This window comes from Caldicoprobacter algeriensis (genome assembly GCF_023838525.1).
Classification (GTDB): domain Bacteria; phylum Bacillota; class Clostridia; order Caldicoprobacterales; family Caldicoprobacteraceae; genus Caldicoprobacter; species Caldicoprobacter algeriensis.
The window spans coordinates 1-25,953 of the sequence record NZ_JAHUQD010000027.1 but is presented as its reverse complement, the minus strand read 5'-3'; the positions used below and the strand labels follow the sequence as shown (position 1 = coordinate 25,953).

At 49.6% G+C, this 25,953-nt stretch carries 26 protein-coding genes; 23 read left to right on the top strand and 3 right to left on the bottom strand.

The window, feature by feature from the left end; genetic code table 11:
• Nucleotides 1–211 precede the first annotated feature (211 nt).
• From fapR to ylqF, 20 genes are all read left to right on the top strand, one after another.
• On the top strand, nt 212–826 hold the full coding sequence (gene fapR, locus KVG29_RS11685) for a transcription factor FapR (protein ID WP_276576545.1): 615 nt from the start codon (nt 212–214) through the stop codon (nt 824–826).
• Between the two features lie 18 nt (nt 827–844).
• Nucleotides 845–1,846 (top strand): phosphate acyltransferase PlsX, encoded by a 1,002-nt coding sequence (gene plsX / locus KVG29_RS11680; protein WP_252228620.1) that lies wholly within the window; start codon nt 845–847, stop codon nt 1,844–1,846.
• A gap of 1 nt (nt 1,847) precedes the next feature.
• Entirely contained in the window at nt 1,848–2,843 is a 996-nt protein-coding gene (locus KVG29_RS11675; protein ID WP_252228619.1) for a beta-ketoacyl-ACP synthase III, read from the top strand.
• Nucleotides 2,844–3,045: 202 nt separating this feature from the next.
• Nucleotides 3,046–3,990 carry an ACP S-malonyltransferase gene (fabD, locus tag KVG29_RS11670; RefSeq protein WP_252228618.1) on the top strand — a complete coding sequence of 315 codons (945 nt, stop codon included), beginning with the start codon at nt 3,046–3,048 and terminating at the stop codon, nt 3,988–3,990.
• On the top strand, nt 3,990–4,733 hold the full coding sequence (fabG, locus tag KVG29_RS11665; protein WP_252228622.1) for a 3-oxoacyl-[acyl-carrier-protein] reductase: 744 nt from the start codon (nt 3,990–3,992) through the stop codon (nt 4,731–4,733). The genes fabD and fabG overlap by 1 nt, the downstream gene beginning before the upstream one ends.
• A gap of 28 nt (nt 4,734–4,761) precedes the next feature.
• Nucleotides 4,762–4,887, top strand: a complete 126-nt coding sequence (locus KVG29_RS12480; protein WP_276576544.1) for a hypothetical protein — start codon at nt 4,762–4,764, stop codon at nt 4,885–4,887.
• Nucleotides 4,888–4,892: 5 nt separating this feature from the next.
• Nucleotides 4,893–5,126, top strand: coding sequence for an acyl carrier protein (gene acpP / locus KVG29_RS11660; RefSeq protein WP_252228617.1), 234 nt, complete (start codon nt 4,893–4,895; stop codon nt 5,124–5,126).
• A gap of 218 nt (nt 5,127–5,344) precedes the next feature.
• The gene (gene fabF, locus KVG29_RS11655) at nt 5,345–6,583 is read left to right on the top strand and encodes a beta-ketoacyl-ACP synthase II (protein ID WP_252228616.1); all 1,239 of its coding nucleotides are present in this window, start codon (nt 5,345–5,347) and stop codon (nt 6,581–6,583) included.
• A 139-nt stretch (nt 6,584–6,722) separates the two neighbouring features.
• Entirely contained in the window at nt 6,723–7,427 is a 705-nt protein-coding gene (gene rnc, locus KVG29_RS11650) for a ribonuclease III (protein WP_252228615.1), read from the top strand.
• Nucleotides 7,428–7,441: 14 nt separating this feature from the next.
• Nucleotides 7,442–11,008 carry a chromosome segregation protein SMC gene (gene smc / locus KVG29_RS11645; RefSeq protein WP_252228614.1) on the top strand — a complete coding sequence of 1,189 codons (3,567 nt, stop codon included), beginning with the start codon at nt 7,442–7,444 and terminating at the stop codon, nt 11,006–11,008.
• A gap of 39 nt (nt 11,009–11,047) precedes the next feature.
• Entirely contained in the window at nt 11,048–11,965 is a 918-nt protein-coding gene (gene ftsY, locus KVG29_RS11640) for a signal recognition particle-docking protein FtsY (RefSeq protein WP_252228613.1), read from the top strand.
• Nucleotides 11,966–12,140: 175 nt separating this feature from the next.
• The gene (locus KVG29_RS11635) at nt 12,141–12,539 is read left to right on the top strand and encodes a putative DNA-binding protein (protein WP_252228612.1); all 399 of its coding nucleotides are present in this window, start codon (nt 12,141–12,143) and stop codon (nt 12,537–12,539) included.
• Nucleotides 12,529–13,866: a signal recognition particle protein gene (gene ffh, locus KVG29_RS11630; RefSeq protein WP_252228611.1), complete on the top strand. Its 1,338-nt coding sequence runs from the start codon at nt 12,529–12,531 to the stop codon at nt 13,864–13,866. The genes KVG29_RS11635 and ffh overlap by 11 nt, the downstream gene beginning before the upstream one ends.
• 172 nt (nt 13,867–14,038) lie before the next feature.
• Nucleotides 14,039–14,281: a 30S ribosomal protein S16 gene (gene rpsP / locus KVG29_RS11625; protein WP_025746447.1), complete on the top strand. Its 243-nt coding sequence runs from the start codon at nt 14,039–14,041 to the stop codon at nt 14,279–14,281.
• A gap of 75 nt (nt 14,282–14,356) precedes the next feature.
• Entirely contained in the window at nt 14,357–14,584 is a 228-nt protein-coding gene (locus KVG29_RS11620; RefSeq protein WP_025746448.1) for a KH domain-containing protein, read from the top strand.
• A gap of 34 nt (nt 14,585–14,618) precedes the next feature.
• Nucleotides 14,619–15,143, top strand: a complete 525-nt coding sequence (rimM, locus tag KVG29_RS11615) for a ribosome maturation factor RimM (RefSeq protein ID WP_252228610.1) — start codon at nt 14,619–14,621, stop codon at nt 15,141–15,143.
• The gene (gene trmD / locus KVG29_RS11610; protein ID WP_252228609.1) at nt 15,133–15,879 is read left to right on the top strand and encodes a tRNA (guanosine(37)-N1)-methyltransferase TrmD; all 747 of its coding nucleotides are present in this window, start codon (nt 15,133–15,135) and stop codon (nt 15,877–15,879) included. The genes rimM and trmD overlap by 11 nt, the downstream gene beginning before the upstream one ends.
• 128 nt (nt 15,880–16,007) lie before the next feature.
• Nucleotides 16,008–16,352: a 50S ribosomal protein L19 gene (gene rplS, locus KVG29_RS11605; RefSeq protein WP_252228608.1), complete on the top strand. Its 345-nt coding sequence runs from the start codon at nt 16,008–16,010 to the stop codon at nt 16,350–16,352.
• A 481-nt stretch (nt 16,353–16,833) separates the two neighbouring features.
• A complete protein-coding gene (gene lepB, locus KVG29_RS11600) occupies nt 16,834–17,358 on the top strand; it encodes a signal peptidase I (protein WP_252228607.1) in 525 nt (174 codons plus the stop codon).
• A gap of 12 nt (nt 17,359–17,370) precedes the next feature.
• Nucleotides 17,371–18,222 (top strand): ribosome biogenesis GTPase YlqF, encoded by an 852-nt coding sequence (gene ylqF / locus KVG29_RS11595; RefSeq protein ID WP_252228606.1) that lies wholly within the window; start codon nt 17,371–17,373, stop codon nt 18,220–18,222.
• Nucleotides 18,223–18,225: 3 nt separating this feature from the next.
• Here the strand turns inward: ylqF and KVG29_RS11590 are convergent, their stop codons facing one another.
• The 3 genes from KVG29_RS11590 to KVG29_RS11580 all read right to left on the bottom strand — a co-directional run bounded on the left by KVG29_RS11590 (nt 18,226) and on the right by KVG29_RS11580 (nt 21,132).
• Nucleotides 18,226–19,755 (bottom strand): YifB family Mg chelatase-like AAA ATPase, encoded by a 1,530-nt coding sequence (locus KVG29_RS11590; RefSeq protein WP_252228605.1) that lies wholly within the window; start codon nt 19,753–19,755, stop codon nt 18,226–18,228.
• 17 nt (nt 19,756–19,772) lie between these two features.
• Nucleotides 19,773–20,126, bottom strand: coding sequence for a YraN family protein (locus KVG29_RS11585; RefSeq protein WP_252228604.1), 354 nt, complete (start codon nt 20,124–20,126; stop codon nt 19,773–19,775).
• A gap of 358 nt (nt 20,127–20,484) precedes the next feature.
• Nucleotides 20,485–21,132 (bottom strand): ribonuclease HII, encoded by a 648-nt coding sequence (locus KVG29_RS11580; protein WP_252228603.1) that lies wholly within the window; start codon nt 21,130–21,132, stop codon nt 20,485–20,487.
• A gap of 159 nt (nt 21,133–21,291) precedes the next feature.
• Here KVG29_RS11580 and dprA point away from each other — a divergent pair, with 159 nt between their 5' ends.
• The 3 genes from dprA to trmFO are packed head-to-tail and all read left to right on the top strand — an operon-like array spanning nt 21,292 to nt 25,871.
• On the top strand, nt 21,292–22,398 hold the full coding sequence (gene dprA, locus KVG29_RS11575; protein ID WP_252228602.1) for a DNA-processing protein DprA: 1,107 nt from the start codon (nt 21,292–21,294) through the stop codon (nt 22,396–22,398).
• A 13-nt stretch (nt 22,399–22,411) separates the two neighbouring features.
• On the top strand, nt 22,412–24,520 hold the full coding sequence (gene topA, locus KVG29_RS11570; protein ID WP_252228601.1) for a type I DNA topoisomerase: 2,109 nt from the start codon (nt 22,412–22,414) through the stop codon (nt 24,518–24,520).
• Nucleotides 24,513–25,871, top strand: coding sequence for a methylenetetrahydrofolate--tRNA-(uracil(54)-C(5))-methyltransferase (FADH(2)-oxidizing) TrmFO (gene trmFO / locus KVG29_RS11565; RefSeq protein WP_252228600.1), 1,359 nt, complete (start codon nt 24,513–24,515; stop codon nt 25,869–25,871). Before topA ends, trmFO begins: the two co-directional genes overlap by 8 nt.
• The last annotated feature ends 82 nt before the right edge of the window (nt 25,872–25,953 follow it).

Genomic DNA, 25,953 nt, shown 5'->3' with positions numbered 1-25,953 from the left:
CTTACGCTCGAAAATCTCCACCCTTTCCTTGACAACATAAGGTTTTACATTTTAAACAGTAAAAATTTGGATATCTATATCATACTTTCCTTTAAAAAAGTGTTGCATTTAATATTGCAATTTAGAAAAATAACACTCGTATCAAAAAACTATTGCATTCTATCAAAAATTTTTGTATACTACTTTTAGTACCTGGTATTAATATTAGCTAATGAACCTAGATTATATCCATGGTATATTTCGAGGTGATTTACGGGTGGCGCGGTTGAACCTACCCAAAAAGGCCAGGCAAAGGGCGCTGCTGGAGCGCCTTAAGGCTGATCCGTTTTTAACTGACGAGGAGCTTAGCGATATCTTTCACGTAAGCGTACAGACCATTCGGCTGGATAGGCTTGAGCTGGGGATACCCGAGCTCCGCGAGAGGATCAAAAACGTTGCCGAGCGGAATTACGAAAAGATTCGCGCCATCGGTGGTCAGGAGATCGTGGGGGAGCTGATTGAACTAGAGCTGGGCAAAAGCGGCATTTCGATATTAACCCCGACTGAGGATATGGTATTTCAAAGGACCAAAATAGTGCGCGGACATTACATCTATGCCCAGGCCGAGTCTTTGGCTATTGCGGTGATCGATGCCAAAGTGGCTTTGATAGGGGTGGCCAACATAAAATACAAGACTCCGGTTTATCTGGGCGACAAGCTGGTGGCCAAAGCGGAAGTGGTGAGGCGCAGAGGTAACAAATATTTCGTGTGGGTAAAGACAAAGGTAAACCATCAAGAAGCCTTCAGAGGGAAATTTATACTGGTTTCAATGGACGATGAGCAATAGGAGTAGGAGGGTTTGTTTATGAACATAATCGTGGATGCCATGGGGGGAGACAACGCTCCAGGGGAGATTGTACAGGGGTGTATCGATGCGGCGCGTGAATACGGTATTTCTCTCACCCTTGTGGGGAAAGAGGATGTCGTATGGGAGGAATTAAAAAAGCGGAATGCGCCGGAAGGCAAATTTACAGTGGTTCATGCCTCGGAAGTCGTCGAGGCCGATGATGCTCCGGTGGCCGCTATAAGGGCGAAGAAGGATTCGTCTATGGTAAAGGGCTTTGAGTTGCTCAAACAGGACCCCAAAGCCGTGTTCCTATCGGCCGGGAACACGGGGGCTTTGATGGCAGGTGGGCTCCTTAAAGTTGGCAGGATAAAAGGGATTGATCGGCCCGCCCTTGCGCCAATGATACCCAATTTGAAGAGAGGTACCCTGCTCATAGATGCGGGGGCCAATGCCGAGTGCAAGCCTCAAAACCTTGTACAGTTTGCCGTAATGGGTTCCATATATATGGAAAAAGTGATGGGTTATAAAAATCCGACGGTAGGGCTGGTCAACATAGGGCAAGAGGAAACCAAAGGCAATGAGCTGACCAAAGAGGCTTATAGGCTGCTTAAGGCCGAGAAGTCAATCAATTTTGTTGGCAATGTCGAGCCTAGGGATATGCTGGAAGGCGTGGTGGATGTGCTGGTATGCGACGGGTTTGTGGGCAACGTCATATTGAAGCTTACCGAAGGCGTGGCCCTGGGCCTGTTTCAAATGCTGAAGGAAGAGCTCACAAAAAACGCCGTGACAAAGATGGGGGCCCTGCTGCTCAAACCCGGGTTTAAGAGGATCAAAAAGAGAATGGATTATGCCGAGCATGGCGGTGCTCCTCTTCTGGGTGTAAGAGGCGGGATTATAAAGGCTCATGGCAGCTCGGATGCAAGGGCAATTAAGAATGCGGTGCGCCAGGCCATGCTGTTCATTCAAAACAACGTGCTGGAGACCATTACCGATTACGTGAGATCGTCTGAGGAGGTCTAGTATGGCAAAGTTATTTCATGGCGGCATAATCGCCACTGGAAGTTATGTGCCAGAAAAGGTCATAACTAATCATGACCTGGAAAAGATAGTTGACACCTCTGATGAATGGATTGTAACCAGGACCGGTATTCGGGAGAGGCGCATTGCCGATAAGGATACTGCTACATCTGACTTGGCTACCATAGCTGCACAGAGGGCTCTTGAGAGAGCACATCTCACAGCGCAGGATATCGACATGATCATAGTTGCAACCGTTACCCCTGACATGCATTTCCCATCAACTGCCTGCCTGGTTCAAAAAAATATAGGCGCAGTGAATGCTTCGGCGTTTGACCTGGAAGCTGCATGTTCGGGCTTTTTATACGGAATAGTTGTGGCCAACCAGTTCATAGCCACCGGGCTTTATCGCAATGTGATGGTGATCGGTGCCGAGTGCTTGAGCAAGTTTATCAACTGGAAGGACCGCAACACCTGCGTCCTTTTCGGGGATGGCGCAGGGGCGGTTATAGTGAGCCGGGTGGAGGAGGGGTACGGCTTTCTCTCGCAGATTCTGGGAGCGGACGGCACGGGCGCTAGCCTACTTACCCTTGAGGCGGGAGGTTCAAGGCGGCCGGCTTCTTTTGAGACCGTCGAAAAGCAGCTGCATTACATCCACATGGAGGGGAGCGAGGTTTTCAAGTTTGCCGTGCGCATCATGGCCTCCATGGCTGAAGAGGCTGTGAAGAGAGCCGGCCTCACCAAAGAAGAAGTGGATTTCTTGATTCCCCACCAGGCCAATATAAGGATTATAGAGGCGGCGAGAAAGCGGCTCGAGCTTCCTGAGGATAAGGTATACGTCAACCTGGACCGTTACGGCAACATGTCGGCGGCTTCCATACCTGTGGCGCTGGATGAGGCGGTACGGTTGGGGCTTGTTAAAAAGGGTGACAACATAGTCATGGTAGGGTTTGGCGGCGGCCTTACCTGGGCTGCGTGTGCCATGAGATGGGCGGTCTAAAGCCCCGTGGAACTGTTCTGAATTGAGTTGGCCAAGTTGCCGTGTTGTTTTTTAACAGGCCTATAGCGGTGGAAGCTACAACGAATGATGCAAAGTAGTTGATAAAAATGGTTGAGGAAATCTGTAGTTGAGATTTTAATGGGCGTTAATATATAAATAGTTAACATGAAGATTGTGGCATATAAGAAAGAGGAGGTTTCATATGAAAAATAAAATTGCCTTTGTATTTCCCGGTCAGGGAGCCCAGTATGTGGGCATGGGCAGGGAGCTGTATGACAACTACCATGAGCTCAAGGAACTGTTTGAAAAGGCCGATGAGATACTGGGCAGGAATATTACCAGCATATGCTTCGAAGGCCCCGAAGACGAGCTCAAGAAGACAGAGAATACCCAGCCGGCAATACTCCTGGTGAGCGTGGCTGCCATGATGGTACTTGAAAAACACGGCATTTATCCTGATATGGTTGCCGGGCTGAGCCTGGGCGAATACGGAGCTTTGGTGGCGGCAAACTCCATCTCATTTGAAGATGCGCTCCCACTGGTAATGAAGAGAGGGCAGTTCATGCAACAAGCGGTTCCTTTGGGCGAAGGTATGATGGCTGCCGTGCTGGGCCTTGAGCGTGAAAAAGTGGAGGAATGCTGCAGGCTTGCTTCGGATGCGGGGGTTGTGGAGCCGGCAAACTATAATTGCCCTGGCCAGATCGTGATATCAGGCCATGTAGCTGCTGTGGAGAAGGCCTGTACCATAGCCAAGGAGATGGGCGCAAAGCGAACGGTACCGTTAGCTGTCAGCGCGCCATTCCATTGCTCACTGCTCAAGCCGGCAGGGGAAGCCCTAGAAAAAGAGCTTGACAAGATACACATCAAAGACCCCGAGATTCCGGTGGTGTCCAATGTGGAGGCCCTCCCGGTGCGGGATGCGGCGCACATACGGAAGCTACTGGTGCAGCAGGTCAGCAGCCCTGTACGCTGGGAGGACAGCATCCGATACATGATACAGCAGGGGATTGAGGTGTTCGTTGAGGTAGGGCCAGGTAAAGTTCTCACCGGCTTTTTGAAGAAGATATCCAGCCAGGTAAAGGGATACAATGTGGAGGACTTAAAGTCGCTTGACAGCACTTTAAAAGAACTGGGAGGGACGATGTGATGGAGCTGGAAGGCAGAACGGCTCTTGTAACCGGAGCTTCACGGGGCATAGGCAGGGCGATTGCCATATACCTGGCCGAGCTGGGGGCACAGGTGGCTGTCAACTATTCAAGCTCCGAGCAGCGCGCAATTGAAGTGGTTGAGGCTATAAAAGAGAAAGGTGGCAGGGCTATTGCGGTGAAGGCCGATGTGTCAAATCCACAGGAAGTAGAGGCTATGTTTGAGAAGGTTCTGAATGAGTTCGGGGATTTGCACATATTGGTCAACAATGCCGGGATCACCCGCGATGCGCTGCTCATCAGGATGAAACAGGAGGACTGGGATGCCGTGCTGGATACCAACCTGAAAGGGGTGTACAATTGCTCTAAAGCCGCGGCTAAGATTATGATAAAAAAGAGAAGGGGCAAGATAATAAACATATCCTCTGTGGTGGGCGTGGCGGGTAATGCAGGGCAGTCCAATTATGCTGCGGCCAAAGCAGGAGTTATAGGCTTTTCAAAGGCAATAGCGCGGGAGCTGGCGCCGCGCAACATACAGGTAAACGTCGTGGCGCCAGGGTTTATAAAAACCGATATGACCGCCGCGCTGCCGGAGTCTATAAGGCAGGAGATGCTCAAGCAAATACCTTTGGGAAGATACGGCGATCCCATGGATGTGGCCTATGTGGTAGGGTTTTTGGCATCCGATAAGAGTCAGTATATTACGGGGCAGGTAATACATGTTGACGGTGGAATGATAATGTAATATGATTGGTATTAAAAGCAATCATAGTATGAATGGTTCGAGTAATGTCATTGTCTGCAGTAAACAATTGGTAAAAGCACAGATTGAACTGCCAGTGGTTATAGCTGTGGATGCTGGAAGGATGGCAGAAAGTTCAAGCATTGAAGGGAGGTGAAAAGGATGATTTTTGAAAAGGTGAGGGACATAATTGTAGAGCAACTGGGAGTTGATCCTGAGGAGGTCACTTTGGACTCCAAGTTTATCGATGACCTCGGGGCCGATTCTCTGGACATCGTAGAGCTCATCATGGCTCTAGAAGAAGAGTTTGATATGGAGATTCCTGACGAGGATGCCGAAAAGATCTCCACGGTAGGGGATGTGGTGGAGTACATCAAGGCTCATTCAAAAGAGTAGCAATTAAGCGGGTTCCCCTCTTTGTGGGGAACCCCAATTTAATATCTGACGCCTCATCTGGACTCATTATTTTTATAATAAACCTCCTTGGAATTATGTGATGGGTTATCGAAAACATTCAAGTTTGGAGCCAACTTAATTTCTTGTAAAGGGATATGAGCCAAAGCTTTTAATTAATAGACCAATTTGACTTTTGCGAGATTTCAGGAGGTGTGTGTGTGAAAAGGGTTGTAGTAACCGGTTTGGGAGTTATTTCCCCGGTTGGCAATACGGTGGAGGATTTCTGGACGGCTCTCTGCAATGGACAGAGCGGAGTTGACAGGATTGCAGAATTTGACGTGAGCGAGTTTCCGACGCAGATAGCTGCCACTGTAAAGGGCTTTAAGCCGGAAGATTATATGGATAAAAAAGAAGCTAAGCGTATGGATAGATTTACCCAGTTTGCGGTGGCGGCCGCTTTTATGGCCATCCAGGATGCTCAGCTCAATTTAGATAAAATCGATAAGGAGCGGTTTGGGATTATACTGGGTACCGGCATTGGGGGCATTCAGACCCTGGAAGAACAGTTCGGGGTGATGATGCAAAAAGGGCCGGGTAGAATAAGCCCGTTCCTGGTGCCTATGATGATAGCCAATATGGCGGCTGGCCAGCTGGCAATTATGGTAGGAGCCAAGGGCATTAACTGCACGGTGGTAACCGCGTGTGCTTCGGGTACCCACGCCATCGGCGAGGCCTTCAACGCCATACGCCATGGCCAGGCCGATGTTGTGATCACAGGAGGAAGCGAAGCCCCTATTACCAAAATTGCTTTGGCCGGTTTCTGTTCGATGAAGGCGCTGTCCACCAGAAACGACGATCCAAAGGCTGCCTGTCGTCCTTTTGACAGGGATAGAGACGGGTTTGTGATGGGCGAGGGTGCAGGTATACTGATTTTGGAGAGCCTGGAGCACGCATTGAGAAGGGGGGCCAAGGTTTTGGCTGAGGTGGTGGGATACGGCTCCACCGATGATGCATATCATATAACGGCACCGGCGCCGGAAGGCGAAGGGGCTGCCAGGGCTATGAAGCTGACGCTGGATAGCGCCGGGGTATCACCCGAAGAAGTGAGCTATATAAATGCCCATGGTACTTCAACGCCTTACAATGACAAGTTTGAGACTATGGCCATAAAGCGGGTGTTTGGCCAGCATGCTTATAAGCTGGCCGTAAGCTCCACCAAATCCATGACCGGCCATCTTCTGGGAGCAGCGGGCGGTGTGGAAGCCGTGGCGCTGGTAAAATCTATCGTAGAGCAGTTTGTTCCGCCAACCATCAACTATACCTCTCCTGATCCCGATTGCGATTTGGACTATGTGCCCAACCAGGGACGACCATGGGAGATCGAATATGCCATGTCCAATTCATTTGGCTTTGGCGGGCACAACGCCTGCATCTTGATGAAGAGATATCGAGGATAGCTCAAGCTAAAATAGATTTCCATTCACCCATAGAATAGAGCCTTCTGGCTCTATTTTTTTGCTTGACAAACTCTGCATTGACAATATAATCTAGCATAGGAACCGGCTGGTTTTTATTTGACATTGAAAGGAGAAGGGTATGTTATCCGAGAATAGGGAACGCCAGTTGAGGGAGTTTGAAAGTGTCCTGGGATATAGGTTTGAAAATATAGAGCTACTCAACATTGCATTGACCCACAGCTCATATGCCAATGAGCAAGGAGGGGGAGTGAAGCACAACGAAAGGCTTGAGTTCCTTGGCGATTCGGTATTGAACTTGGTGATAAGCGAGTATTTGTACAGGAATCTTCCCGAGCTTCCGGAAGGCAGCCTGACGAAGATAAAGGCATTTGTGGTGTCGGAGGTGTGCCTGGCTGAAGCCGCCAGGCGCATTGATTTGGGGCAGCAACTGCTGCTTGGAAAGGGAGAAGAACATACGGGAGGACGAAACAGGGATTCCATACTGGCAGACGCCTTTGAATCTACGATAGCCGCGATTTTTTTGGATGGAGGATTGGATCGAGCTAGGGAATTTGTGTTGAAAAGCTTATCAGGGTTTGTTTCAGATGCTGTAAGCGGTAAGGGGCTCAGGGATTACAAGACCGACCTACAGGAGATTCTGCAGAGTCAATCCGATGAGGCCATCGAGTACAGGATTGTGGGAGATTTAGGTCCTGACCACCAGAAGATATTCATTGCGAGGGTGTATCACGGCGATAAACTGCTGGGAGAAGGTATAGGCAGGAGCAAGAAGGAAGCCGAGCAGCACGCTGCCCAAAAAGCCTTGGAAGACATGGGAAAGTAAAGAGGTGTGAGGTTTTGTACCTGAAACGTTTAGAGATATATGGATTTAAATCTTTTGCCGACAGGGTGTGCATAGAATTTGACAAGGGCATAACCGCCATCGTGGGTCCAAATGGCAGCGGTAAGAGCAACATAGCTGATGCCATACGCTGGGTTCTGGGTGAGCAAAGTGCAAAATCCTTGCGCGGCGGCAGGATGGAGGACGTCATATTTTCGGGGTCTCACACCAGGAAGCCCCTGGGTTTTGCAGAAGTAACCCTTGTGCTGGACAATTCGGATGGCGTGCTGCCCACGGAGTACTCTGAGGTGTCGATAACCCGCCGCGTTTTTCGTTCGGGCGAGAGCGAGTATTATATAAATCGTACGCCATGCCGTTTAAAGGACATAGTTGAACTGTTTGTGGATACCGGCATAGGCAAAGAGGGGTATTCCATAATAGGCCAGGGCAGAGTTGAGGAGATCCTCAGCATGCAGGCCGAAAACCGGCGCGGCATCTTCGAGGAAGCTGCCGGCATAATGAAGTACAAGCTGCGCAAGGAAGAGGCACAAAGGAAGCTTGAGAAGACAGAGGAAAACATAGTTCGCATAGAAGACATACTTGCCGAGCTGCGCCAGCAGCTGGAGCCTCTAGAGGTCCAGAGCCGAGTTGCGCAGCAGTATTTGAAGCTGCGAGAACGGCTCAAGTTTCTAGAGATCAACAGGTTCATTCACCAGTATGACAGGTATATGGCCAGGATAAACGAACTTGATACCCAGATTCAGCTGCTGGATAACGACATAGCTTCTCACAGGCAGCGGCTGGAGCAGGCGGAGAAGGAAAGGCTGATGCTGCAGCAAGAGATGGAAAGAGCGCAAAAGGAGATAGAGCAGCTGGTGAACCAGCGGTATGCCCTTATTCAGGAGGTTGAAAAGGTCAAAAACCACATTCGGTTGCTGGAGGAAAGGATAGGCCAGTATGAGAAGGACAACGAGAGGCTTCAGGCCGAGGTAGAGGAACAGGGCCTCTATATAACCCGCAGCGTTTGCGAAAAGGATGCCTGCATTAAGCAGCTTGTAGATTTGGAAAGGACCATTGAGGAGAAAAAGCGTTATCTTGAGACATTGACTTCAGAGCTGACGCATCTTCAGGAAGAGCTGCTTTCGAAACAGCAGCAGCTGGATGTTCGACGCAGTGACGTTGCGCAAGTGCTGGACAGGCTAGCGGAGTGCAAAAACAGCGTCACCAGGTACCGCACCCAGAAAGAAAATCTGGAGGAGAGGTATAACAGCACGGAGCAGCTGATACGTTCCAAACTGCAGCAGAAAGACGCGCTGATGGAAAACCAACGGCGGATTAGGGAAAGGCTTGATTCCGTCGTATCAGAGAGCCATGATGTGCTTAAGCGCAGGGAAGAAGCGAAAGGGCTCATAAATAAGCTGAAGGCTGATATTGTTGAGCACCGCAACCTTCTTCAGGTACAAAAGCAAAATCTGGAAGGCATGAAATCCAGGTTTCACTTGCTGAAGGACATGGATCAGGCTTATGAAGGATTCAGCAGGAGTATACGAAAGATTTTTGAGGCCTGCAGGCGGGATAAGGCCCTGGCTGAACGGCTGTGCGGGGTAGTGGCCGACCTTATAGAAGTGCCCGAGGAGTATGAGCTGGCCATTGAAACGGCACTGGGAAGCAGCCTTCAGCACATAGTGACCGAGACCGAAGAGGATGCCCAGTACATAATAGAGTTTTTGCGAAAAAACGGGTATGGTCGCGCTACATTCCTGCCCCTGACTTCTATTCAGCCCAGAAGTTTAAACGAGCATGAAAGGGAAGCCCTTGGGCTTGATGGATGCGTAGGTATAGCCTCGCGGCTGGTGAAGTTTGACCCTAAATACTCGAGGGTGTTTGAGAATCTCCTGGGCAGGGTGGTGGTCACCGAAACGCTGACTCAGGCCATCGCCATGGCCAGAAAGTATTCCTATTCCTTCAGGATAGTGACGCTCGAGGGGGATATAATACACCCGGGTGGATCCATAACAGGGGGAAGCAGCGGCACCAGGAGCGCCGGCATATTGAGCCGAAAAAGGGAGATAGCCGAGCTCAAGGAAGCCATTGAGCGGGAAGAAGCCAGCATAGTTGATGGGCAAAACAGGCTGGGTATGCTCGAGCAGCAGTATGCTGAGCTAGAGAAGCAGCTAGGCCAGCTGGATGAAGGGGCTCATCGGCTGGAGCTGGCAAAAACCGCGGAAGAAGAGAGGCTACAGCATACAACTGCCGAGGCCTTGAAGCTGGAGCAAGAGGTGGCGCGGCTGGAAGAAGAGCGCAAGGGGCTGGGGGATGAGTTAAAGCGCATTCAGGCCTTCATTGAGGACAGGCTGAATGAAATTGAGCAGCTGGAAAATCAGAGCGCAGATGTTCGCACTGCCATCCAAGCCATGGAATCCAGCCTCAAGGGGCTTATGAAGGACAAAGAAGAGCTTGAAAAGCGCATCGCGGATACGCGGCTTGATTTAACTGCGCTTGAGCTTAATGCGGAAAACTTAAGGCAGCGTATAGGCCAAATTGAAACCGATGTGGCTCACAGGCAAGAGAACATTGCAAAAAAGCGGGAGTTGATGGAGAACAACCGGCAGCAGATGGCGCGATGCCAGGAAGAAGTGCAGGAGCACTCGGCAGCGCTTGTGCGCCTCAAAGGGGATATAGAACGGTTAAGCGATGTGTTGAAGCAGAGGGAAAGCGAAAAGGAAGAGCGTTCCAAGCGGATGGAAGGCCTGCACAGCGATATAAAACAGCTTTCTGGCGTTGTTGAGGAGATAGTAGACAAAAAGCATCGGTTTGAGGTGCAGAGGTCCAGGCTCGAGGCAGAGCTGGAAAACCTTCAAAACAACATATGGGATGAATACGGCATCACTTATAGCGGTGCCCTTGCCTATCTGGACAAGGACTTTAAACTGAATAATATAAACCAGGAGATTCAAAATATTAAGGAAAATATACAGGTCCTTGGCCAGGTAAATGTAAGCGCTATCGATGAATACAAGCGCATAAAAGAGCGGTACGAGTTTCTGGAATCGCAGAGGCGCGATTTGGTCGAGGCAAAGCGCAACCTGAACAATATCATACAGGACGTAACCAGGGTGATGGAACAGAAGTTCCGTGAAGAGTTTGAGCTGATAAATGAGCAATTCCAGCAGGTGTTTTCCCAGCTGTTTGGAGGAGGGGTGGCTGAGCTGGTGCTGGAGGACCAGGCGGATGTCCTGGGGTGCGGCATAGACATCATAGCCCAGCCTCCCGGCAAAAAGCTGCAGAGCCTGTCGTTGCTTTCGGGTGGAGAAAAGGCATTGACGGCCATTGCCATACTTTTTGCTATATTGAAGAGGAAGCCCACACCGTTTTGCGTGCTGGATGAGATTGAAACCGCTTTGGATGAAGCTAATCTGGTCAACCTGGGGCGGTTTATAAAGGAGTTTTCCCGCGATACCCAGTTCATCATAATCACTCACAGGAGGCCTACCATGGAAGTAGCCGATGCCCTGTATGGCATAGCCATGGAGGAAAAAGGGGTGTCCAAGCTGGTTTCTGTGCGGCTTGATAAAGCCAGCTGATGCTTTACTGCACAAGATATCAAAAGGGGAGTTGGCGTTATGGAGAGGAAAGGTTTTTTCGGCAGGTTAAAAGAGGGGCTGAGCAAGACGCGAAAGAACATAACCGAGAAGATGGACCAGCTGTTTAAATACCACAATGAGGTGGACGATGAGCTGCTTGATGAGCTGGAAGAGCTGCTCATACTCGCAGACGTGGGCGTGAGCACCACCACAAAGCTGATGGATAAGATTCGAGAGCGCGTCAAAGCGGAAAGAATAAGGGAGGCCCAGAAAGTACGGCATGTCTTAAAAGAAGAGATTATAGCAATACTGGGCGAGCAGGAGGAGTTCAATCCGCGTTATCCTGCGGTTTTCCTGGTAGTGGGCGTCAATGGAGTGGGGAAAACCACTACCATCGGCAAGCTTGCTCATATGTATCAAAAACAGGGCAAGAGGGTGCTCATGGCAGCGGGAGATACCTTCCGTGCTGCTGCCATCGAGCAGCTTGAAATCTGGGCAAACCGCGTGGGCTGCCAGATCGTGCGCCATACCGAAGGTTCCGATGCTGCTGCCGTGGTGTTTGACGCCGTACAGGCTGCAAAATCCAGGGGTATTGACGTGCTGATATGCGATACTGCAGGAAGGCTGCACACCAAGAAGAACTTAATGAACGAGCTTGAGAAGATAAACAGGATCATTGACCGGGAGTACCCCGAGGCCCACAAGGAGGTATTTCTGGTGTTGGATGCCACCACCGGCCAAAACGCCGTCTCCCAGGCCAAAATGTTTAAAGAGAAGGTGGACGTGACGGGGATTATACTCACCAAGCTGGATGGGACGGCAAAGGGTGGTATCATAATAGCCATCAAGTCTGAACTGGGTATCCCCATAAGGTTCATAGGCGTGGGTGAAGGGCTGGACGACCTGCAGCGCTTCGATGCGCAAGCCTTTGTGGATGCTTTGTTTGACGAGGTTTAAAGTTTACTGCTAAATCTCTGCTTGTGAATTTAGTATATAAATCTCATGTTTGTGAGTCTGATTGGCCATTTTTCTGGAAGTTTGAAACTTTTAACTAAAAAGTACTTGTTTTATGTAGTGAATTGGGGTATAATATTTCGCTGTAAAGCAAAAATACTTTACAGCGGGTGGATATATGGAAAAATTAGCCGAGATAGCCCTGCTGCTGGACATTTATGGAGGGCTGTTGACCCCTAGGCAAAGAGATGTGCTTGACCTCTATTACAATTATGACCTCTCTTTGGCCGAGATTGCTGAAATGCATAATATAAGCAGGCAGGGCGTCTATGACCTGATTAAAAGAGGAGAGCAGGCGCTGTACGCGCTCGATAAAAAATTAAACTATTACAGGCGATGGACGGCGTTTGAAGACGGAATAAATGACGTTATACAGGAGCTGGAGCGCATATGCAAGCTGCCGGATGAGAGCTTTGCAGAGTCGCCTGGCGAGATAAAGCAAAGGCTGATGAACATCAGGCAAAGGCTGATGGATCTGGGTGATACATGGATTGGGAGGTTAGAACATGGCGTTTGAGGGGCTGACGGGAAAGCTGCAGGCGGCGCTAAAGAAGCTGACAGGCAAAGGAAAGCTGAGCGAAAAAGACGTTAAGGAGGCCATGCGCGAGGTAAGGTTGGCGCTTCTCGAGGCCGATGTAAACTTTGTTGTGGTAAAGGACCTTGTGAAGAAGATTACCGAAAGGGCTGTTGGCCAGGAGATAATGCAGAGCTTGACTCCGGGGCAGCAGGTCATAAAGATAGTGAACGAAGAGCTGACAGCATTGATGGGGGGCACTCAAAGCAAGGTCAATATGGCGCCCAACCCTCCCACCGTGATAATGATGGTGGGACTGCAGGGGTCCGGTAAGACCACAACCGCTGGCAAGCTGGCGGGTTATTTCAAAAAACAGGGGAAAAATCCCATGCTGGTGGCTTGCGATATATATCGGCCTGCGGCCATCAAGCAGCTGCAGGTAGTGGGCCAAAAGGTTGGAGTGCCGGTATTTGAGCGTGGCCAGAAGGACCCGGTACAGATTGCCAGCGAGGCACTGGAGTTTGCCAGAAAGGAACAGAGGGACATCGTAATAATAGATACTGCAGGAAGGCTTCACATAAATGAAGAGCTCATGGAGGAGCTCTCAAAGCTCAAGTCTCAGGTTAAGCCCCATGAAATACTTCTTGTGGTCGATGCCATGACGGGACAGGATGCTGTAAACGTGGCCAAAAGCTTTGATGAGAGGCTGGGCCTGGATGGGGTCATACTGACCAAGCTGGATGGAGACACCCGTGGCGGTGCCGCTCTGTCCATAAAGGCCGTTACAGGCAAGCCCATCAAATTCATCGGAACCGGTGAAAAGCTGGAGGACCTGGAGCCTTTCCATCCTGATCGTATGGCGTCGCGCATTCTCGGAATGGGGGATATACTCACCCTGATAGAGAAGGCCCAGGCATCCATCGATGAGAAAAAGGCTCAGGAGCTTGAGAGAAAGCTCAGAGAGCAGCAGTTCACCTTGGAAGACTTTCTGGACCAGCTTCAACAGCTTAAAAATATGGGTTCTCTGACTGATATCATAGGGATGCTGCCTGGGGTTGACGTGCAAAAGCTGTCGGCTGCCGGTGCGCTGAACGAAAAGGAGCTGGTCAAGGCCGAAGCCATAATCCAGTCCATGACTCCTGAAGAGAGGCGTAATCCGTCTATCATCAACGCCAGCCGCAAGAAGCGTATTGCCGCGGGCAGTGGTACCACCATACAGGATGTGAACAGGTTGCTCAAATCCTTCGAGCAGTTCAGGAAGATGATGAAGCAGGTGTCCAGCATAGAGAAGGCCATGAAGCGAGGAAGGTTCAGGTTCCCGTTTCTATGATATAGTAAGCTACCTGTGAGCTTTTACGTGTGAACTGTTATAAGGAAATCTTAATCATGAAATGGAGTTTCCCATTATACATTATAATCGAAAGCGTCCAGCTGCTTGCAAAAGATGCAGGTGGCTGGTGGCAATATAGAACCTTTAAGCTGCAGGAAACGGAGGTGAGATTGTGGCAGTAAAGATAAGGCTTAAGAGAATGGGTGCCAAGAAAACGCCCCACTATCGAGTGGTTGTAGCCGATTCCAGATCGCCGCGGGATGGCAAATTCATAGAAGAGATTGGATATTACAATCCGCTTTCTGACCCGGAAGAGGTCAAGATCGATGTGGAAAAAGCGCAGGCCTGGTTGAAGAAAGGCGCCCAGCCCACTGATACGGTGAGAGCACTTCTGAAAAAATGTGGAGTACTATGAAAGGTACTGCATGAGCTAGACTACCAATCTGTTGGACATAACAATATATGAAAATATCATGGAGGTGCTTGCACGATGGGAGAACTGGTAAAATTCATTGCCCAATCTCTGGTAGATAATCCTGATCAGGTGAGCGTAAACGAGGTGCGCGGTGAGCAATCGATAATCATCGAGCTGAAGGTTGCTCCTGAGGATATGGGCAAGGTGATTGGCAAGCAGGGGCGTATTGCCAAAGCCATTCGCACCATAGTAAAGGCCGCTGCTGTGAAAGAGGGAAAGAAAGTCATAGTTGAGATCATATAATTGCCCGGTTTAGGGCAGGAGGTTTTTTTAAATAATGTCTTTGCGCAGGTACCTTTCCGTCGGGTATGTGTCAAAGCCCCAGGGTATCAAAGGCGAGGTAAAGGTGGAGCCGCTCACCGATGACATGTATAGGTTCGATGACCTGGACAAGGTGTTTTTGAAGAGAGGAGACAGGTATATACCTGTCAAAGTCCTAGGCAGGAAATATATAAAAAACTTTGTGATACTGAAGCTTGAAGGGTTTGAGGACAGGAACCAGGCTGAAACCCTTCGTGGCGAATACCTGTGGGTCTCCAGGGAGCAGGCACGGCCTCTGCCAGAGGATACTTACTACATTGCCGACATCGTTGGTTGCTGCGTTGAGACCAGTGACGGACGTTTGTTGGGGCGCATCACCGGCGTTTTGCATACCGGCAGCAACGATGTTTATGTGGTAAGGGACAAGGAAGAGGTGTTAATTCCCGCTCTAAAGAAAGTCGTGATACATGTGGATATTGAAAAGAGGAAGATAGTGGTCAATGCCGACGAGCTAGAGGGGCTGTTGCCCAATGAAGATTGATGTCCTCACACTTTTCCCTGACATGTTTATCCCCATGCTATCCAGCAGCATTATAGGAAGGGCCGTTGAAAAAGGCCTGCTTAAGGTAAATCTGTACAACATAAGGGATTTTGCCAAAAATAAGCACAAGCAAGTGGATGACTATCCCTATGGCGGAGGACACGGGATGATACTTGCGCCCCAGCCTTTATTTGATGCCCTGTATCACGTTTTGGGAAGCTGTCAGGATGGCAAGCCAAAGGTAATACTGATGTCACCGCAGGGAAAGGTACTCAATCAAGAGCTGGCTAAACAGTTGGCACAGGAGCAGCATATGGTGATCATATGCGGCCATTATGAAGGGGTGGACCAAAGGGTCATCGACAAGTTTGTCGACCTGGAGGTCTCGATAGGGGATTATGTCCTTACAGGTGGAGAGCTTCCTGCCATGGTGTTTATCGACTGCGTGGCACGGCTGATACCTGGCGTGGTTGGCAACCCGGAATCTACCCAAGATGAGTCCTTTGCCCGGGGATTGCTGGAATACCCCCAGTATACAAGGCCTTACAACTACGAGGGCTATACCGTGCCGGATGTCCTGCTGTCGGGCAACCACCAGGAGATAAGCCGTTGGAGGCTAAAGGAGAGCCTGAGGAACACCCTGAAAAAGCGGCCTGATCTGCTTGAAAAGGCTGAGTTATCGCCGTACGAGATTGAGCTGCTTAAAGAGGTAAAGCAGGAGATGGAAGGCTCCTGAAGATATGAAAAGTAGGTATTGCCAAGTAAAGCCTGTGTGCTATATAATGATTTTTATGGGTTTGCGAGGTCAGCGTATTGGCTGTGCACATAAAGTTATGCCTAGCGGAAAGGAGGTAGGAAAAGGCCATGGATATCATAAAGGCTATAGAGAGCGAACAGATTAGAAAGGATATTCCCGAGTTCAATGTAGGGGATACCGTTAGGGTGTACGTAAAGGTAGTTGAGGGGAATCGCCAGAGGCTTCAAGCTTTTGAAGGGGTTGTTATACAGAAGAAGAATGGCGGAATCCGGGAGACCTTCACCGTGCGAAGGGTTTCGTATGGTGTAGGCGTTGAGCGAACATTCCCGCTGCACTCTCCCATGATCGACCACATCGAGGTCATCAGAAAAGGTAAGGTGCGCAGGGCCAAGCTGTTCTATTTGAGGAACAGGGTGGGCAAAGCCACCAAAATCAGAGAAAAAGGCTTCTGATTCAACGACAATATGGGACTGCCAGCAGTCCCATATTGCTTTGTATGGGCTTTAGAAAGCTTGAGGGTTTTAAAAACCGGGGTACAGCGATAAAACTTCGTTTATTTTTACAAAGATATTTTCAACGATGTTTTCGACGATATTGGGCAATGGCTTCACGGAAGGAATTTGATATCTGCGATGGGTTACGAAGATATACCCTGGTAAAGCCACTTTGTTTTAAGAGGTTGATGAGAGGTGCTTCAAGAGTTTGGCCTGAGCTATGATCAGGCCAGGCCTGACCGGTCTGAAGTGAAGCCTCTCTGAAGATGGAGACCGGTGATCGGGTAGTAGGGAGTAATCCCTGTATCCGTGTAAATTTCTCTCGATAAAAGGGGAAGCCCACTTTTGTTAGAAGTGGGAAAAGGCCACACTGAATAGTGTGAAGATTAAAATTAGATAAATGTAAAAAATTAGTAATTAGAAAAGACAGGTGAACCAAATGGAGGAAGCTAAAAAAAGCGAATGGGTGGAGTGGCTGGAGTCCATCGTTACAGCCCTGCTTCTTGCATTTCTCTTGCGCATGTTTGTGTTTGACGTGGTGCTGGTGGAAGGGTCGTCGATGCACCCCACGCTGGAATCAGGCGATCGCCTTATTGTAACCAAGCTGAGCTATAAATTCAAACAGCCTCAGCGGGGAGATATTGTGGTGTTTAAAAATCCTGACAACCCCCGGGTAAACTATATAAAGAGGGTAATAGGAGTGGAAGGGGATACTGTAGAGATAAGGGATGGCAAGGTGTACGTAAACGGTGAGGCGCTGGTAGAGCCATATATTGCGGAACCGACTATGGGCGAGTATCCCAGGACCGTTGTGCCGGAGGGCACAATCTTCGTAATGGGGGACAACCGGAACTTCAGCCGCGACAGCAGGAATTCCCATGTGGGTTTTATCCCTATGCAAAACATTATTGGCAAGGCAAAGATAAGGATATGGCCTGTGTGGGCCGTTACAATATTTAAATAAAGGAGAGACAAGATGAGTCTGCACATTCACTGGTATCCCGGCCATATGAGCAAGGCCAAGCGGGTCATCCAGGAGAGCATAAAGCTGGTAGATTTGGTTATTGAGGTGCGCGATGCTCGCGTTCCAAGAAGCAGCACCAACCCCGAGTTTGTGGCGCTTTGTAAGAATAAGCAGCGCCTGATACTGCTCAACAAGAAGGATTTGGCCGACCCTACGATGACCCAGCGCTGGGTCGATTTTTTTAAGAGCCAGGGCATGTGGGTAGAGGCTGTCAACTGCCTCGATATGAACGACATAAACAAGCTTAGGAAAAGCATCATACAGTTTGCTGAGGAAAGGCGACGGATTGTGTATCAGCAGAAGGGAATCTACAAGCCCACCAGGGCGATGGTGGTGGGGATACCCAACGTAGGCAAATCCACCGTTATCAACGGCCTGGCCAAAAGCGCCAAGGCCAGGGTGGGCGACAAGCCCGGCGTGACTCGAGGAAAACAGTGGATAAGGGTCCATCCTTACGTAGAGTTTCTGGATACGCCCGGACTTTTGTGGCCCAGAGCGGAGGACCAGACCGCTATGTTGCACCTGGCATACATAGGTTCCATCAGCGACGACGTCATCGATATGGTAGAGGTAGCTGTGAGCTTTATTGATACGCTCAGAGGCCTGTATCCTCAAGCGATCCAGAAGAGGTACGGCATTAATGATATAGAAAGCATGGACGGTTATAGTGTGCTGGAAGCCATATGTCTGAACCAGAAGTGGATTCGTGCCGGGGGCAACCCCGATGTGGATAGGGGGGCCAGGCAGTTGCTTCAGGATTATCGTTCTGGCAGGCTGGGAGCGCTTACGCTTGAAACCCCGTAATTTCTACAGCCACATTCGGCGATCAAGCTTTCTGTACTGTATGGCCTCTGCCAGGTGGTGATCCTCTATATGCTTGCATCCTTCCAGGTCTGCTATGGTTCGAGCCACTTTTAGTATTCTGTCATATGCCCGTGCGCTTAAGTTAAGCGAGGTAAAAGCTTTGTGCAGCATCTTTTTTTGGCTGCTGCTCAAGACGCAGTATTTCTCCACCAACCTCGAATTCAGCTGGGCATTGTAAAATATTCCTTCGCTTCTATAGCGCTCAAGTTGGATTTGCCGCGCTCTGTTTACCCTGTCTCTTATCGACTTAGAGGTTTCAGGTGGGCGATGGCTGGTGAGCTCATCAAATGAAATGGGTGGGACCTCTATTTGAATGTCAAAGCGATCCATCAATGGCCCCGATATCCTGCTTAAGTATCGACTTATTTGCATGGGGGTGCACGTGCATTCCTTTGAGCTGTCGCCCAAAAATCCACAGGGGCAGGGATTGGCCGCGCCGATGAGGGTGAATGATGCCGGAAACACTGCGGTGCCGTTGGATCGGGATATGGTCACCTTGCCGTCTTCCAGCGGCTGTCGCAAAGCCTCCAGTACATCCCTTTTAAATTCCGGCAGCTCGTCCAAAAACAATACGCCATGGTGGGCTAAACTGATTTCGCCCGGCTTAGGGATCTTGCCCCCGCCTATCAGCGCAGCGGCCGAGATGGTATGGTGCGGTGCACGGAAAGGCCGCACCCTTATGAGCCCATCGGAGGCCTCAAGCATGCCCGCAGCGCTGTATATCTTTGTGATTTCCAAGGACTCTTCGTAGGTGAGTTCTGGCAGTATCGATGGCATCCTTCGAGCCAGCATGGTTTTACCCGAGCCAGGCGGGCCTATCATAATCACGTTGTGCCCGCCGGCTGCCGCAATTTCAAGGGCGCGCTTGGCGCCCTCTTGTCCCTTTACATCGGCAAAGTCCTCCATTGGCTGTTGCTTAAGGTCTGTGTCAAAGTTGAAAGGGCCTTGGCAGAGAATGGCGCTCTTTTCTTCTCTGAATATGGAAACCAGCTCGGCAAGCGAGCTTATGGCATATACCTCTATATCCTTTACATGGCTGGCCTCGGGCGCGTTTTGCGGCGACAGAATGACGCTATGGATGTGATTTTTTACCGATAGAAGAGCGGGCAGCACGCCGTGTATAGGCCTGATGCTTCCGTCCAGCGAAAGCTCGCCCAAAAAAACGCTGTCGGCAAGGCGGTGATAGGGAATTTGGCCGGTGGCCAGAAGTATCGATACTGCAATGGCCAGGTCGTGAGCCGGTCCTTCCTTTTTGGTGTCGGCTGGGGCTAAGTTTACGGTGATGCGCTTCATGGGAAATTCGAGGCCGCTGTTCTTTATTGCCGCTCTTACGCGCTCCTTGGACTCCTTCACTGCAGTGTCGGGCAGGCCCACTATGTCGAATGCCGGCAGACCGTTGGATATATCCACCTCGACTTCTATGATATACCCGTCTATCCCAAACAGGCCAGCGCTCTTTACCTTTGCCAGCAAGATAGGTCCTCCTTTGCTCAAAAGGCATTGATGATGTGGTTGAACTGACATGAACCATCTGGGGTTACCATCACTTCTACCACGTCGAAGCGACAGTTGACGTCTGCAATTCCCTTTTCTTTCATATAGTACTGGGCTATTTTGAGGTATTTTCTTTGCTTTTTGAAGGTCACCGATTCGGCCGGAAGCCCAAAGCTCAAGCTTCGACGGGTTTTTATTTCAACAAATACCAACGTGTCATCCTGATGTGCTATGAGGTCCATCTCACCTATAGGGCAGCGGTAGTTGTGTTCGACGATATTCAAGCCTTTCTCGTGCAGGTACTCCGCTGCCTTTTCTTCGCCCCACCTGCCAAGCTGTTTGCTATTCATCCGTGGGTCCTCCCTCTTAACAGAGAAAGTGGCTTTTATAGACTTTTGTGAACTATCAACCACCTATAGAGATGGTGGCTTCATGAGAAGTTTGGTAGTCCAACCTACCCTTATTCTCACAGGGTGATCCACACACCCACTACTGACTATCCGCTCCACAGCAGACTCGCCAGCTACTTTCCTTAAAATTTTTCTGGGTTTTGTACATTAGCCAACACTCAGGGAATATTTTATCAAATTTGGTAATTCATCTCCATCGTGCAGAAGATGGAGATGAATTGCTTTTGATAATTTAATCGGCGGGTTTTGGAATGTATTTGGTCTGTTTAGCTTTGCAATTCTTTTAGCAGAAGACCAATTATTTACCTATGAATTTTGCGCAGAAAGTCCTGCGGTGTATGGGAGACAGCCCAAACCTCTTTATGTTTTCTATGTGTTGTTTTGTGCCATAGCCTTTGTGCTTTTCAAAACCATATTGAGGATAGATATGTGCCCATCTTATCATCTCGCTGTCTCTGGTGACCTTGGCGATTATGGAAGCAGCGGCAATGGCCTGCGAACGCACGTCGCCCTTTATGAGGGGAAACTGTGGGATTGAACAGTTTTTGAGCTCAAGGGCATCTATCAGCAGACAATCAGGCTTGGGATGACAGCTGGCTATTGCCTGCTCCATGGCCTTACGCGCAGCGTTGAGTATGTTGATCCTGTCTATCTCTTCTGGCTCCACGCGGCCTATACCCACCGCGATGGCCTTTGACATTATTACGTCATATAGCCGTTCGCGTTTGGCGGGTGAAAGCCTCTTGGAATCCCTGATGACGGGGGAAGAACCCACTATGCCTTCGATGAGCGTCCCTTTTGGTAGAATCACGCAGGCAGCCACTACAGGGCCGGCCAGCGGCCCTCGGCCCACCTCGTCAACGCCTCCTATCAAGTTGTATCCCATATCCCAGAATTTGATATCTTCAAACAATATGCCTGTTTTTGTGCTTATTTCTACTGCCATTTCCTTCTACTCCTCACCGAAAATTGTATCATAGTGTACCAGCGTTTGACAAGAAAATTCACCTAATCTAAGATGTTTTGGCAACTCTTGCTTGACGCAGTGGTATGTCAAATGTATCATAAGAGATGAAAAAGTCGGTTTGTATGGGGGAGAATTGCGGTGGGGGATATTGCTGATAAGGTGTACTGGATATGGCTGTCCAGTATACCTGGTATAGGTGCCAAGCGGTTTTACTACCTTGTAAAGAGGTTTGGCAGCCCAAAAGCAGTGTGGGAGTGCACCTGTGATGACATCTTGGATGCATGCAGGTTGATTGGAGACAGGGGAGTACAAAACGTCATAATCCACAAAAGCATGGAGTACCTTGAGAAAGCTCAAAAAATTGCTGAAGACCCTGATATTGGGGTAATAACTTTGATAGATGATGAATATCCTAAACTTTTGAAGACCATATATGATCCTCCACCGGTGCTTTATTGTAAGGGACAACCTCTGAAGGAGACGCCTTTCATGGTTTCAATCGTGGGTTCAAGGAGGACTTCGGAATACGGCAGGCAAATGGCTGAAAAGCTGGCCTATGAGCTATCGTGCGCTGGAGTTACGATAGTAAGCGGCCTTGCCCGCGGAATAGATACCATGGCGCACAGAGGTGCTATACGGGCCGGTGGCTATACCATAGGAGTTCTGGGATGTGGAGTGGATGTTATATATCCCAGGGAAAATAAGAAATTGTTTATGCAGATGCAGCAGTATGGTACCTTGATAAGCGAATATCCCCCAGGTACGCAACCAGCTGCCGGCAATTTCCCGGCAAGAAACAGGATCATAAGCGGTTTGTCCCAGGCTGTGCTGGTGGTGGAAGCCGGCAGTACCAGCGGAGCGCTTATCACCGTTGATTTTGCTTTAGAGCAGGGCAGGGAGGTGTATGCCCTGCCGGGCAATGTTACCAGCCCTTACAGCAGCGGTACCAACCAGCTGATAAAGGAGGGTGCCAGGCCAGTGACGTGTGCCGACGATATCTTGGAAGACCTGGGTATAACCGTCAATAAAAAGGCCAAACAGTCCTCAGGTATTTCTTATCAGCTGGATATTTTTGAGACAGAAGTGTATAATGCACTTGAGGATGGCGAAAAGCAGTTAGAAGAGCTTGCTGCCATTACAGGTTTTGACGTAGGCAGACTCAATGCGATTTTAACCCTTCTTGAGATGAAGGGCATAGTAAAGCAATTACCTGGCGGAAAATTTGCTAGGCAGTGGATGATTTGAATGGAGGGATAAAGTGGCACAGGATTTGGTTATTGTGGAATCTCCTGCTAAAGCCCGGACCATAAAAAAATTTTTGGGCAGTAAATATAAAGTTGAAGCTTCCATGGGGCATGTGAGAGACCTGCCCAAAAGCCAGCTGGGCGTGGATATTGAAAACGATTTCGAACCCAGATATATAACCATAAGAGGCAAAGGTGAGATAATAAACAGGCTCAAGAAGGAAGCGCAGAATGCCGAGAAAGTCTATCTGGCTACAGACCCTGATAGGGAAGGGGAAGCCATATCGTGGCATCTGGCTCACCTGCTGGATATAGACCCCAACAGTACATGCAGGATAGAATTCCATGAGATTACACAGCAGGCCATCAGAAACGCAATAAAACATCCCAGGGCCATCAACATGTGTCTGGTAGATGCTCAGCAGGCGCGCAGGGTTTTGGACAGGGTAGTTGGGTACATGATAAGCCCTCTGCTGTGGCGGAAGATCAAGGGGGGGTTGAGCGCCGGCAGGGTGCAGTCGGTGGCCACCAGAATGGTGTGCGAGAGGGAACGGGAGATTCAGGAGTTTGTCCCGGAGGAATACTGGACGATAACTGGAGAGTTTGTAAAACGGGACGGCAAAGCCTTTGAAGCCGGTTTTTACGGCTCGGTGGATAACAAAATTACCCCTAAAAATGAAGAAGAAGTAAAGAGCCTCATTGAAAAGCTTCAGGTGGCGGAATATGTCGTTCGGAGAGTTAAAAAGGGCCTTAAAAAGCGCGGTGCTCCACCGCCGTTTACTACTAGCACTCTTCAGCAGGAGGCTTACCGGAAGCTGGGCTTTACCACACAAAAAACCATGATGGTTGCCCAGCAGCTTTATGAAGGCGTTGAAATTAAGGGCGAAGGTGCAGTCGGATTGGTAACATACATCCGTACCGACTCGACACGGATCGCTGAGCAGGCTCAGAAGGAAGCTCTGGAGTATATAAGAGAAAAATATGGGCAGCAGTATCTTCCCGAGAAGCCCAACCAGTATAAAAGCAAAAAAGGCGCCCAGGATGCCCACGAGGCCATACGGCCTACCTCCATATTGAGGGAACCGGAGTCCATAAAGGATTCCTTGACCAATGACCAGTACAGGCTTTACCGCTTGATATACGACCGATTTTTGGCCAGCCAGATGGCCCCGGCCCTGTATGAAACCATGACGGTAGAGATCACCGGAGACAATGGATATATGTTCAGGGCAACCGGGTCGCGCAAGACCTTTGCCGGTTATACCGTTATCTATATGGAAGGCAGCGATAACGAACCGGCCGAAAAGGAAAAGGAGGATGTAGAGCTTCCAGAGGTGAGCGAAGGCGAGAAGCTTACGCTGGAAAAGCTGTTGCCTGAGCAGCACTTTACACAGCCGCCGCCGCGGTATACCGAGGCGTCGCTGGTCCGTGCCCTGGAAGAGATGGGCATCGGCAGGCCCAGCACCTATGCTCCCACCATTTCAACCATCATCGCAAGGGGTTATGTAGTGAGGGAGAAGAAAAGCCTGGTGCCCACCGAACTGGGCTTCATAGTAAACGATCTCATGATGACGTATTTCCCGGATATAGTGGATTATAGATTCACGGCCGAGATGGAAAAGCAGCTGGACGAGGTTGAAGAGGGCAAAAAGGACTGGCGTGAGATAGTGAGAGAATTTTACATTCCTTTCCAAGAACTGCTCAAAAAGGCGGATGAAGCCATATCCAAGATAGAAATTAAAGACGAGGTATCGGATGTCAAATGCGAAAAATGCGGGGCAAATATGGTCATCAAGACGGGACGGTATGGCAAATTTTTGGCCTGTCCAAACTTTCCAGAGTGCCGCAATACTAAACCTTATGTAGAGGAGATTTCGGCTCGGTGCCCTAAGTGCAACAGCGCTATCGTTGTAAAGTATACAAAAAAGGGCAAAAAATTTTATGGTTGTGAAAACTATCCCGAATGCGATTTTATATCATGGGACATGCCGGCTGATGAGAGGTGCCCGAAATGTGGGGCTTTAATGGTGGTCAGGCAGAGGAAAAACGGGGAAGAGTTTCTGATGTGCACAAACAAGGAGTGTAGATACCGTCAGGAAAGAAGTGAGACAAGCCATGGATAAGGTAGTTGTAATAGGTGGCGGGTTGGCCGGGTGTGAAGCGGCATGGCAGCTTGCACGGGCAGGTATCCACGTTGAGCTGTATGAGATGCGGCCTCACAACATGACGCCGGCACATCATACCGAATATCTTGGAGAGCTGGTGTGCAGCAATTCGCTGGGCTCTTTTAGGCTGGAGAACGCCTCAGGCCTTTTGAAGGAGGAGATGCGGCTGCTTGGCTCTCTGATAATAGAAGCGGCCGACGCCACCAAGGTGCCGGCTGGTGGAGCGCTGGCGGTTGACAGGCAACTGTTTGCACAATACATCACCGACAAGATCCAAAGCCATCCGTATATCTCATTGATTCGCGAAGAGGTAAAATCAATACCCCAGGGCTGTTATGTGGTTATAGCGACAGGGCCGCTGTCCTCGCCAGCTATTTCAGAAGCCATAAAACGGCTGGTCAACCAGGAGTATCTTTATTTTTTTGATGCCGCAGCTCCCATTGTGGTGAGAGATTCGCTGGATTTTAACAAGATATTTAAGGCATCAAGGTATGGGCGAGGGGAAGACTATCTCAACTGCCCCATGACGAAGGAGGAATACGAGAGATTCTGGCATGAATTGGTAAAGGCAAAGACGGTAGCCTTGAAGGAATTTGAGGATGAAAAGGTGTTTGAGGGGTGTATGCCCATTGAGGTGATGGCCAAAAGGGGTATAGATACCCTGCGGTTTGGGCCCCTAAAACCCGTGGGGCTTCGCGATCCACGAACGGGGCAGGAGCCGTACGCTGTTGTACAGCTCAGGCAGGATAACCGCATGGCCACCCTGTATAACATGGTGGGGTTTCAGACCAACCTGCTGTTTGGCGAGCAAAAGCGGGTTTTTTCAATGATTCCAGGGATGGAGAATGCCGAGTTTGTCCGCTATGGGGTGATGCACCGCAACACTTACATCAATTCGCCCAAGCTGCTCAACTCGTATTATGGATTAAGGAGCAATCCGTATATATATTTTGCGGGGCAAATCACCGGTGTGGAGGGGTATGTGGAGTCGGCTTCCAGCGGTCTGGTGGTAGGGCTTAACCTGGCGTTGGTGCTTCATGGCAGACAGCCCATCGATTTTCCGGATACCACTGCCATCGGAGCGCTGGCCCATTATATATCCGACCCGCGTATAGAGGATTTTCAGCCCATAAACAGCAATTTTGGCATCATCACGCCCCTCGACAAAAAAGTGCGTTCAAGGCGCGATAGAAATTTGATGATTTCTGAACGGGCGTTACAGACAATCAAGCAGATTATAGAAAGCAGTGGGTTGGATTCTGTCCAGAAGTTTCGCAAATTAATAAATAAAAATGGCGTAATCCTTTGATATTTAGAGGTTTAGAAAGGATAATACTCGAAATATGTAAATTCCGATTTTTACTGGAAAAAATTTAGGGTTAAAAAATGGG

What these genes read in the sequence shown, in the direction of transcription:
- fabD (WP_252228618.1), top strand. Translation starts at nt 3,046, where the DNA reads ATGAAAAATAAAATTGCCTTTGTATTTCCCGGTCAGGGAGCCCAGTAT.
- ftsY (WP_252228613.1), top strand. Translation starts at nt 11,048, where the DNA reads ATGGAGAGGAAAGGTTTTTTCGGCAGGTTAAAAGAGGGGCTGAGCAAG.
- rplS (WP_252228608.1), top strand. Translation starts at nt 16,008, where the DNA reads ATGGATATCATAAAGGCTATAGAGAGCGAACAGATTAGAAAGGATATT.
- KVG29_RS11635 (WP_252228612.1), top strand. Translation starts at nt 12,141, where the DNA reads ATGGAAAAATTAGCCGAGATAGCCCTGCTGCTGGACATTTATGGAGGG.
- trmD (WP_252228609.1), top strand. Translation starts at nt 15,133, where the DNA reads ATGAAGATTGATGTCCTCACACTTTTCCCTGACATGTTTATCCCCATG.
- rnc (WP_252228615.1), top strand. Translation starts at nt 6,723, where the DNA reads ATGTTATCCGAGAATAGGGAACGCCAGTTGAGGGAGTTTGAAAGTGTC.
- ylqF (WP_252228606.1), top strand. Translation starts at nt 17,371, where the DNA reads ATGAGTCTGCACATTCACTGGTATCCCGGCCATATGAGCAAGGCCAAG.
- plsX (WP_252228620.1), top strand. Translation starts at nt 845, where the DNA reads ATGAACATAATCGTGGATGCCATGGGGGGAGACAACGCTCCAGGGGAG.
- rimM (WP_252228610.1), top strand. Translation starts at nt 14,619, where the DNA reads ATGTCTTTGCGCAGGTACCTTTCCGTCGGGTATGTGTCAAAGCCCCAG.
- fabG (WP_252228622.1), top strand. Translation starts at nt 3,990, where the DNA reads ATGGAGCTGGAAGGCAGAACGGCTCTTGTAACCGGAGCTTCACGGGGC.
- lepB (WP_252228607.1), top strand. Translation starts at nt 16,834, where the DNA reads ATGGAGGAAGCTAAAAAAAGCGAATGGGTGGAGTGGCTGGAGTCCATC.
- acpP (WP_252228617.1), top strand. Translation starts at nt 4,893, where the DNA reads ATGATTTTTGAAAAGGTGAGGGACATAATTGTAGAGCAACTGGGAGTT.
- KVG29_RS11620 (WP_025746448.1), top strand. Translation starts at nt 14,357, where the DNA reads ATGGGAGAACTGGTAAAATTCATTGCCCAATCTCTGGTAGATAATCCT.
- KVG29_RS11580 (WP_252228603.1), bottom strand. Translation starts at nt 21,132, where the DNA reads ATGGCAGTAGAAATAAGCACAAAAACAGGCATATTGTTTGAAGATATC.
- KVG29_RS11675 (WP_252228619.1), top strand. Translation starts at nt 1,848, where the DNA reads ATGGCAAAGTTATTTCATGGCGGCATAATCGCCACTGGAAGTTATGTG.
- KVG29_RS11585 (WP_252228604.1), bottom strand. Translation starts at nt 20,126, where the DNA reads ATGAATAGCAAACAGCTTGGCAGGTGGGGCGAAGAAAAGGCAGCGGAG.
- fapR (WP_276576545.1), top strand. Translation starts at nt 212, where the DNA reads ATGAACCTAGATTATATCCATGGTATATTTCGAGGTGATTTACGGGTG.
- ffh (WP_252228611.1), top strand. Translation starts at nt 12,529, where the DNA reads ATGGCGTTTGAGGGGCTGACGGGAAAGCTGCAGGCGGCGCTAAAGAAG.
- trmFO (WP_252228600.1), top strand. Translation starts at nt 24,513, where the DNA reads ATGGATAAGGTAGTTGTAATAGGTGGCGGGTTGGCCGGGTGTGAAGCG.
- KVG29_RS12480 (WP_276576544.1), top strand. Translation starts at nt 4,762, where the DNA reads ATGAATGGTTCGAGTAATGTCATTGTCTGCAGTAAACAATTGGTAAAA.